The sequence below is a fragment of the Bacillus sp. LR_5 genome (assembly GCF_042709275.1).
The window spans coordinates 1-9,870 of the sequence record NZ_JAVAXX010000239.1; the positions used below are offsets into that span (position 1 = coordinate 1).

Annotated in this window: 9 protein-coding genes and 1 rRNA gene; all 10 read left to right on the top strand. The window is 42.5% G+C overall.

Annotated elements, in window-relative coordinates; translation table 11 throughout:
• Window positions 1–105 (top strand): 5S ribosomal RNA (gene rrf / locus RAC86_RS29565); the annotation flags it as partial.
• Between the two features lie 245 nt (window positions 106–350).
• Window positions 351–815: a transcriptional regulator CtsR gene (gene ctsR / locus RAC86_RS29570; RefSeq protein ID WP_003225724.1), complete on the top strand. Its 465-nt coding sequence runs from the start codon at window positions 351–353 to the stop codon at window positions 813–815.
• Between the two features lie 13 nt (window positions 816–828).
• Window positions 829–1,386, top strand: coding sequence for a protein-arginine kinase activator protein McsA (mcsA, locus tag RAC86_RS29575; protein ID WP_072565633.1), 558 nt, complete (start codon window positions 829–831; stop codon window positions 1,384–1,386).
• A complete protein-coding gene (gene mcsB / locus RAC86_RS29580) occupies window positions 1,386–2,477 on the top strand; it encodes a protein-arginine kinase McsB (protein ID WP_061188087.1) in 1,092 nt (363 codons plus the stop codon). Before mcsA ends, mcsB begins: the two co-directional genes overlap by 1 nt.
• On the top strand, window positions 2,474–4,906 hold the full coding sequence (gene clpC, locus RAC86_RS29585) for an ATP-dependent protease ATP-binding subunit ClpC (RefSeq protein WP_061188088.1): 2,433 nt from the start codon (window positions 2,474–2,476) through the stop codon (window positions 4,904–4,906). The genes mcsB and clpC overlap by 4 nt, the downstream gene beginning before the upstream one ends.
• A gap of 91 nt (window positions 4,907–4,997) precedes the next feature.
• Window positions 4,998–6,374 carry a DNA repair protein RadA gene (gene radA, locus RAC86_RS29590; RefSeq protein WP_072565634.1) on the top strand — a complete coding sequence of 459 codons (1,377 nt, stop codon included), beginning with the start codon at window positions 4,998–5,000 and terminating at the stop codon, window positions 6,372–6,374.
• 3 nt (window positions 6,375–6,377) lie between these two features.
• The gene (gene disA / locus RAC86_RS29595; RefSeq protein ID WP_014112331.1) at window positions 6,378–7,460 is read left to right on the top strand and encodes a DNA integrity scanning diadenylate cyclase DisA; all 1,083 of its coding nucleotides are present in this window, start codon (window positions 6,378–6,380) and stop codon (window positions 7,458–7,460) included.
• A 114-nt stretch (window positions 7,461–7,574) separates the two neighbouring features.
• Window positions 7,575–8,675 (top strand): PIN/TRAM domain-containing protein, encoded by a 1,101-nt coding sequence (locus tag RAC86_RS29600; RefSeq protein ID WP_014112332.1) that lies wholly within the window; start codon window positions 7,575–7,577, stop codon window positions 8,673–8,675.
• A 13-nt stretch (window positions 8,676–8,688) separates the two neighbouring features.
• Window positions 8,689–9,387: a 2-C-methyl-D-erythritol 4-phosphate cytidylyltransferase gene (gene ispD, locus RAC86_RS29605; RefSeq protein ID WP_014112333.1), complete on the top strand. Its 699-nt coding sequence runs from the start codon at window positions 8,689–8,691 to the stop codon at window positions 9,385–9,387.
• On the top strand, window positions 9,380–9,856 hold the full coding sequence (gene ispF, locus RAC86_RS29610) for a 2-C-methyl-D-erythritol 2,4-cyclodiphosphate synthase (protein ID WP_072182890.1): 477 nt from the start codon (window positions 9,380–9,382) through the stop codon (window positions 9,854–9,856). Before ispD ends, ispF begins: the two co-directional genes overlap by 8 nt.
• Window positions 9,857–9,870: the final 14 nt, after the last annotated feature.

Genomic DNA, 9,870 nt, shown 5'->3' on the forward strand with positions numbered 1-9,870 from the left:
TAGCGAAGAGGTCACACCCGTTCCCATGCCGAACACGGAAGTTAAGCTCTTCAGCGCCGATGGTAGTCGGGGGTTTCCCCCTGTGAGAGTAGGACGCCGCCAAGCAATTGAAAAAAGGGCAGCTCATATGAGCTGTCCTTTTTTGTATTCTGGTTTATTAGTATCATAAAATTTCTTTTAATTGTATAATATAATAACTTTACACTGAATTTTAAATCGCCAATCAGGTTTTATGGGTTGGGAAAATGGAAATAATAAAGGATAGAGCGAGAAAGTTGAAAATTCTCGAGAAACGCCTTATAGTAAGATTAAAGTCAAATATAGTCAAAGTCAGTAAAGGAGGGGGTTGAGTGGGACATAATATTTCTGACATCATTGAACAATATTTAAAACGAGTGTTAGATCAAAATGGCAAGGAAATTTTAGAGATTAAACGAAGTGAAATTGCAGATAAATTTCAATGCGTTCCTTCCCAAATAAATTATGTCATCAACACCAGATTTACAAGCGAAAGAGGATATATTGTTGAGAGCAAACGCGGGGGCGGCGGTTACATCAGAATCATTAAAATTAAAATGAACAATGAAGTTGTCCTGATTAATAATATTATTTCTCAAATTAATACCCATTTGTCTCAAGCAGCCTCTGATGACATTATTTTAAGGCTATTAGAAGACAAGGTGATTTCAGAAAGAGAAGCAAAAATGATGGTCAGCGTGATGGACCGCTCGGTTTTACACATTGACTTGCCTGAACGTGATGAATTAAGAGCGAGAATGATGAAGGCTATGCTGACTTCTTTAAAATTAAAATAAGCGGGTGAAAAGATTGATTTGTCAAGAGTGCCACGAGAGACCAGCCACTTTTCACTTTACAAAGGTTGTTAACGGAGAAAAAATAGAAGTTAATATTTGTGAACAATGTGCCAAAGAAAATAGTGATTCATACGGTATAAGTGCAAATCAAGGTTTCTCTATTCATAATTTACTTTCGGGTTTGCTGAACATGGATTCTTCATTCCAGAATGCAGGAACTCAAATGTTCAGTCACTCGGAGCAAATATCAGCTTGTCCAAAATGCGGAATGACTTTTCAGCAATTTAGAAAAATCGGCCGTTTTGGATGTTCTGAATGTTATAAAACATTTCATAGCAACATTACACCTATCTTACGTAAAGTGCACAGCGGTAACACTGTGCATGCTGGGAAAATACCGAAACGTATAGGCGGCAATCTCCATGTCAGACGGCAGATTGACATGCTGAAAAAAGAATTAGAATCCTTAATCCATCAAGAAGAATTTGAGAACGCAGCTCATGTGAGAGATCAAATTCGTTCATTAGAACAATCACTCAAAAGTAAAGATAGTGAGGAGGAACAGGGGTAATGTCGCTAAAGCATTTTATTCAGGACGCACTAAGCAGTTGGATGAAGCAGAAAGGACCTGAAAGTGACATTGTACTCAGCAGCCGCATACGTTTAGCAAGGAACTTTGAACATATAAGGTTCCCTACGCGGTATTCCAATGAAGAAGCCTCATCCATCATACAGCAATTTGAAGATCAGTTTTCAGAACAAGAAATTCCTGGAATCGGAAAATTCGTTTTGATCAGAATGAATGATGCACAGCCTTTAGAAAAGCGTGTACTTGTTGAAAAACATCTCATCAGTCCGAATCTGACAGAGTCTCCTTTTGGCGGCTGTTTGCTTTCTGAAAATGAAGAAGTAAGCGTCATGCTAAATGAAGAGGATCATATTAGAATTCAGTGTCTTTTTCCTGGATTTCAGCTTTTAGAGGCAATGAAAGCCGCAAACCAGGTCGATGACTGGATTGAAGAAAAAGTTGATTATGCATTTAATGAGCAAAGGGGCTACTTAACCAGCTGTCCTACAAATGTAGGTACGGGTTTAAGGGCTTCAGTCATGATGCATCTGCCGGCACTGGTTTTAACTAGGCAAATAAATCGAATTATACCGGCAATTAATCAATTAGGCTTAGTTGTTAGAGGAATTTATGGGGAAGGCAGCGAAGCAGTAGGAAATATCTTTCAAATTTCAAATCAGATCACGCTTGGTAAGTCAGAGCAGGATATTGTGGATGACCTTAACAGTGTTGCTGCCCAGCTGATTGAACAAGAACGATCTGCCCGAGAAGCGCTTTACCAAACCTCTAAAATTGAACTTGAGGATAAGGTATATCGGTCTTATGGGGTCTTGTCCAATTGCCGGATGATAGAATCGAAAGAAACTGCAAAGTGCCTTTCAGATGTCCGATTAGGCATAGATCTAGGCATTATTAAAGGACTTTCAAGCAACATACTTAATGAACTAATGATTTTGACACAGCCAGGATTTTTACAGCAGTACTCGGGAGGCGCTTTGCGTCCGAACGAAAGGGACATTCGAAGAGCGGCTCTCATCAGAGAACGGCTTCACTTAGAAATGAATGGGAAAAGACAGGAGGATGAATCGATATGATGTTTGGAAGATTTACAGAACGAGCTCAAAAAGTACTGGCGCTTGCACAGGAAGAAGCACTCCGTTTAGGTCATAATAACATTGGCACTGAGCATATTTTATTAGGACTGGTACGAGAAGGTGAAGGGATTGCTGCTAAAGCTCTACAAGCGCTTGGGCTTGGTTCAGATAAAATTCAAAAAGAAGTTGAAAGTTTGATCGGTCGCGGGCAGGAAATGTCTCAAACGATTCATTACACTCCTAGAGCTAAGAAAGTCATTGAGCTTTCAATGGATGAGGCAAGAAAACTCGGGCATTCTTATGTCGGGACAGAACATATTCTTCTTGGTCTGATTCGCGAAGGTGAAGGTGTTGCTGCGAGAGTGCTGAATAACCTCGGTGTCAGCTTAAATAAAGCAAGACAGCAGGTGCTACAGCTTCTTGGAAGCAATGAAACAGGATCATCAGCGACAGGAACAAACAGCAATGCGAATACGCCTACGCTTGACAGCTTGGCAAGAGACTTAACTGCTATTGCGAAGGAAGACAGCCTTGATCCGGTAATCGGCAGAAGCAAGGAAATTCAGCGTGTGATCGAAGTGTTAAGCCGCAGAACGAAAAACAACCCTGTTCTCATTGGTGAACCAGGTGTAGGTAAAACGGCTATCGCAGAAGGTTTGGCACAGCAAATTATCAATAACGAAGTTCCCGAAATCTTGCGCGATAAACGCGTGATGACATTAGACATGGGAACAGTTGTTGCCGGCACAAAATACCGCGGTGAATTTGAGGATCGCCTGAAAAAAGTCATGGATGAAATTCGCCAGGCAGGAAACATCATTCTATTCATCGATGAGCTTCATACATTAATCGGAGCGGGCGGAGCAGAAGGTGCCATTGACGCATCTAACATTTTAAAACCTTCACTTGCTCGCGGTGAACTTCAATGTATTGGAGCGACGACTCTTGATGAGTACCGTAAATATATTGAAAAAGATGCAGCGTTGGAACGCCGTTTTCAGCCGATACAGGTTGATCAGCCGTCTGCAGATGAAAGTATTCAAATTTTAAAAGGCTTGCGTGACCGATATGAAGCTCACCACCGAGTATCAATTACAGATGATGCCATTGAAGCTGCGGTTAAGCTTTCTGACAGATATATTTCTGACCGTTTCCTCCCGGATAAAGCAATTGACTTAATTGATGAAGCGGGTTCAAAGGTGAGACTGCGCTCCTTTACAACGCCTCCTAACTTAAAGGAGCTTGAACAGAAGCTTGATGAGGTTCGTAAAGAGAAGGATGCGGCAGTGCAAAGCCAAGAGTTTGAAAAAGCAGCTTCCTTGCGTGATACTGAGCAGCGCCTGCGCGAGCAAGTAGAGGATACGAAGAAATCATGGAAAGAGAAGCAAGGGCAGGAGAACTCAGAGGTTACTGTTGATGATATTGCGATGGTTGTATCCAGCTGGACTGGGGTGCCTGTATCTAAAATCGCCCAAACTGAAACAGATAAGCTTCTCAATATGGAAAGCATTCTTCACTCCCGTGTCATTGGCCAGGATGAAGCAGTTGTAGCTGTTGCAAAAGCAGTTAGACGTGCAAGAGCAGGATTAAAAGATCCTAAACGCCCAATCGGCTCATTCATTTTCTTAGGCCCTACAGGTGTTGGTAAAACAGAGCTTGCGCGAGCACTTGCTGAATCCATTTTCGGTGATGAGGAAGCCATGATCAGAATTGATATGTCTGAATACATGGAAAAACACTCAACTTCAAGACTTGTCGGTTCACCTCCGGGATATGTGGGATACGATGAAGGCGGCCAATTAACAGAGAAAGTCAGAAGAAAACCTTACTCTGTTGTGCTTCTTGATGAGATTGAGAAAGCGCACCCTGATGTCTTCAATATCCTCCTGCAAGTTCTTGAAGACGGACGATTGACTGATTCTAAGGGACGTACAGTCGATTTCCGTAATACCATTCTGATTATGACGTCAAACGTCGGAGCAAGTGAGCTGAAACGCAATAAATATGTCGGCTTTAACGTTCAGGATGAGACGCAAAATCATAAAGACATGAAAGATAAAGTGATGGGTGAATTGAAACGTGCGTTCAGACCGGAGTTTATCAACCGGATTGATGAAATCATTGTCTTCCATTCACTTGAGAAAAAACATCTCACTGAAATCGTGTCATTGATGTCTGATCAATTAACGAAACGCCTGAAAGAACAGGATCTTTCTATCGAATTGACCGATGCTGCAAAAGCGAAAGTCGCGGAAGAGGGCGTTGACTTGGAATACGGTGCCCGTCCGTTAAGAAGAGCTATCCAAAGACATGTCGAGGACCGTTTATCTGAAGAACTCCTCAGAGGAAATATTCATAAAGGACAGCATATCGTTCTCGATGTAGAAGACGGCGAATTTGTCGTAAAAACGACTGCTAAAACGAATTAATATAGAAGACGAAAATGAGGCATACAGCATGTAAGTGTATGCCTCACTTTCATATCAAGAAATAGAACAAGGGAGAGGTCTTACACTATATATGGCTAAAACAAAATCGAAATTCATCTGCCAATCCTGCGGTTACGAGTCTCCAAAATGGATGGGAAAATGTCCGGGCTGCGGTGCTTGGAATACTATGGTGGAAGAAATGATAAAAAAAGCGCCGGCCAATCGGAGAGCGGCTTTTTCTCATTCAGTGCAAACTGTACAGAAACCTTCACCTATTACATCAATCGAAACATCAGAAGAACCCCGGGTTAAAACCCAGCTTGGCGAGTTTAACAGGGTGCTCGGCGGGGGCGTTGTCAAAGGCTCACTCGTTTTAATCGGCGGCGATCCTGGTATCGGAAAGTCAACGTTATTACTGCAGGTTTCCGCTCAATTATCAGATTCATCGAACAGTGTGCTGTATATTTCGGGAGAAGAATCGGTAAAGCAAACGAAACTGAGAGCAGATCGTCTTGGTATTAATAGTCCGTCACTGCATGTTTTATCTGAAACCGATATGGAGTATATTTCGTCTGCTATACAAGAGATGAATCCAGCGTTTGTCGTTGTAGACTCTATTCAAACGGTTTACCAAAGTGACATTACATCGGCTCCGGGCAGTGTGTCACAGGTCAGAGAATGTACCGCTGAGCTGATGAAAATTGCAAAAACAAAAGGCATTCCGATTTTTATCGTAGGGCACGTGACGAAAGAAGGGTCTATTGCAGGGCCGAGACTGTTGGAGCATATGGTTGACACTGTTTTATATTTTGAAGGGGAACGTCACCATACTTTCCGTATTTTGCGGGCTGTAAAAAACCGTTTTGGTTCTACAAATGAAATGGGCATTTTCGAAATGCGCGAAGAGGGGCTCACTGAGGTTTTGAACCCTTCAGAAATTTTCTTGGAAGAACGCTCAGCGGGATCCGCAGGCTCAAGCATAACTGCTTCTATGGAGGGCACAAGACCGATTCTCGTTGAAATCCAGGCGCTCATCTCGCCAACAAGCTTTGGCAATCCGCGGCGTATGGCAACAGGAATAGACCATAACAGGGTTTCTCTGTTAATGGCCGTGTTAGAAAAAAGAGTTGGGCTGCTGCTGCAAAATCAGGATGCTTATTTGAAAGTGGCCGGCGGCGTAAAGCTTGATGAACCTGCAATTGATCTTGCCATTGCGGTCAGCATCGCGTCCAGCTTTAAAGATACACCTCCAAATCCTGCAGATTGTTTTATAGGAGAAGTGGGATTAACCGGAGAAGTTCGGCGGGTTTCAAGAATTGAACAGCGTGTGAAAGAAGCGGCTAAGCTCGGTTTTAAACGAATGATCATACCCGCGGCAAATCTGGATGGATGGACAAAACCAAAAGGGATTGAGGTTATCGGAGTAGCAAATGTTGCAGAGGCGCTTCGTACTTCATTAGGAGGATAATAGATGGAAAAAGAGAAAAAAGGGGCGAAACAAGAGTTAGACCTGTCATCTATATTGCAGTTTGTTGCTCCGGGTACACCGCTCAGAGCAGGGATGGAAAACGTCTTGAGAGCAAATACAGGCGGTCTGATTGTTGTTGGATATAATGATAAAGTAAAAGAAGTGGTGGACGGCGGCTTTCACATAAACACGGCTTTTTCTCCGGCTCATTTATATGAGCTGGCTAAAATGGATGGAGCAATCATTTTAAGTGATTCAGGTCAAAAGATCCTCTACGCCAATACTCAGCTGATGCCAGATGCCACAATTTCTTCGTCAGAAACAGGAATGCGGCACCGTACTGCCGAAAGAGTAGCTAAGCAAACTGGCTGCCTCGTGATCGCTATTTCTGAAAGAAGAAATGTTATAACGTTATATCAGGAAAACATGAAGTATACACTAAAAGACATAGGATTTATTTTAACCAAAGCGAACCAAGCTATACAAACACTTGAAAAATATAAGACAATCCTCGACAAAACGATTAACGCACTGAATGCATTAGAGTTTGAGGAGCTTGTTACCTTCAGTGATGTCTTGTCTGTCATGCATCGTTATGAAATGGTGCTGAGAATCAAAAACGAAATCAACATGTATATCAAAGAGCTGGGGACAGAAGGACATCTGATTAAGCTGCAAGTCATTGAATTGATTACGGATATGGAAGAAGAGGCTGCTTTATTTATTAAGGATTATGTGAAAGAAAAGATTAAAGATCCGTTTGTTCTCTTGAAAGAGCTGCAGGATATGTCTAGTTATGATCTGCTGGATGATTCCATTGTGTATAAGCTGCTCGGTTATCCGGCTTCTACAAATCTTGACGATTATGTATTGCCTAGAGGATACAGGCTGTTAAATAAGATACCGCGTCTTCCGATGCCGATTGTTGAAAATGTTGTAGAAGCATTTGGAGTCCTACCAAGGATTATTGAGGCGAGTGCAGAAGAATTAGATGAAGTTGAGGGAATCGGTGAAGTACGAGCCCAAAAAATCAAAAAAGGATTAAAACGCCTGCAAGAGAAGCATTATTTAGACAGACAGCTGTGATTTCGGTTAAAACCTTATGAATACGGGTATATTAATGTTGGTTTTTGTTTATTCTGATATTCGTAGGATGCATAAAACTTTGTGAAATAAAATGTTAAAAAAGGAGGTGGGGGTATGTTAAAACGAATAGTTCAGGCGTTCTTCATTATCTTTGGCGGCGTTGTTGGTATATTTTTAATACCTGAATTGTTTGTACTGTTAAGTATACAGGACATACCTTTAATAACAAACGCATATACGTCTGCGGCAATAGGAGCAATTATCTTTTTTCTCATCAGTATATGGGGTACAGAATACGTTGTGAACTGGGTGAAGTGGATAGAGGATTCATTGTTAAAAGCGCCGGTTCCAGATTTGTTATTTGGAAGTCTTGGCCTGGTTTTTGGACTTATAATCGCTTATCTTATCGTAAATGTTATTCCTTTAGACAATATACCTTACCGCATATTCAGCACAATCATCCCTGTGTTTTTAGCGTTCTTCCTTGGTTATCTCGGTTTCCAGGTGGGCTTTAAGAAAAAGGATGAATTGATCAGCCTGTTTTCTATTTCCGCCAGAATGCAAAAGAAAAAAGGAACAGCCGATGAAGAACATGAGGTTCAGGACAAGAAGCTGAAAATTTTGGACACAAGTGTTATTATTGATGGGAGAATAGCAGATATTTGTCAGACTGGGTTTTTAGAGGGAGTTATCGTGATTCCGCAGTTTGTCCTTGAGGAATTGCAGCATATTGCTGATTCTTCAGATGTTTTAAAACGAAACAGAGGACGACGCGGTCTCGATATCCTGAACCGCATTCAGAAAGAATTAGACATTGAAGTTGAAATTTATGAAGGCGACTTTGAAGATATTCAGGAGGTTGACAGCAAGCTCGTCAAACTCGCTAAGCTGACATCCGGGGTCGTCGTGACGAATGATTTTAATTTAAATAAAGTATGCGAGCTTCAGAAGGTAGCAGTACTAAACATTAATGACCTTGCCAATGCGGTCAAGCCTGTTGTGCTTCCTGGCGAGGAAATGAATGTTCAGGTCATTAAGGACGGGAAAGAGCATAATCAGGGAGTTGCCTACTTGGATGACGGTACGATGATTGTTGTTGAAGAAGGACGCAATTATATCGGCAAGCATATTGATGTACTCGTTACAAGTGTGCTGCAAACAGCAGCGGGACGAATGATTTTTGCTAAGCCCAAGCTGTTGGAGAAGGCGCTGTAAAGGGAGAAAAACAATGAGTTATGATGTGGTGATTCCTGCAGCCGGACAGGGAAAACGGATGAAGGCAGGGAGAAATAAACTGTTCATTGAGCTGAAAGGAGACCCGGTGATCATTCACACGTTAAGAGTGTTTGACAGCCACCGGCCGTGCGAAAAAATCATTTTGGTGATTAATGAGCGCGAGCGGGAGCACTTTCAGCAATTGCTGGCCGATTATCCGTTTCAAACCGCTATTGAGCTTGTGGCAGGCGGAGATGAGCGTCAGCACAGTGTTTATAAAGGGCTGAAAGCCGTGAAACAAGAAAAGATAGTCCTTGTTCACGACGGCGCCCGGCCTTTTATAAAGCATGAACAAATTGACGAACTGATCGCTGAAGCGGAACAGACAGGAGCGGCCATCCTCGCTGTCCCGGTAAAAGATACGATTAAACGCGTTCAAGATTTACAAGTCAGTGAGACGATTGAACGTTCAAGCTTGTGGGCTGTCCAAACGCCACAAGCTTTTCGTCTTTCTTTATTGATGAAGGCCCACGCTGAGGCGGAGTATAAGGGATTTTTAGGGACGGATGACGCCAGCCTCGTTGAAGAAATGGAAGGCGGTTCGGTCCGCGTTGTAGAAGGCAGCTATACAAATATTAAGCTGACGACGCCAGACGATTTAACGTCAGCTGAAGCTATCATGGAATCAGAAAGTAGGAATAATCATGTTTAGAATTGGACAAGGATTTGATGTACATCAATTAGTGGAGGGGCGCCCTCTTATTATTGGCGGAATTGAAATCCCGTATGAAAAAGGGCTGCTCGGCCATTCTGATGCAGACGTATTGCTGCATACAGTCGCTGACGCCTGCCTCGGAGCTGTTGGAGAAGGCGACATCGGCAAGCATTTTCCTGATACTGATCCCGAGTTCAAGGACGCAGATTCTTTCAAATTACTTCAGCATGTCTGGGGGATCGTGAAACAGAAGGGGTATGTTCTTGGAAACATTGACTGCACCATCATTGCACAGAAGCCAAAGATGCTGCCGTACATAGAAGATATGAGACAAAGAATCGCTGAAGGGCTTGAGGCGGACGTTTCTCAAGTAAATGTAAAAGCAACAACAACAGAAAAGCTTGGATTTACAGGCCGAGCGGAAGGAATAGCGGCTCAAGCGACAGTACTGATACAAAAAGGCTAACTTGCTTTGATGCT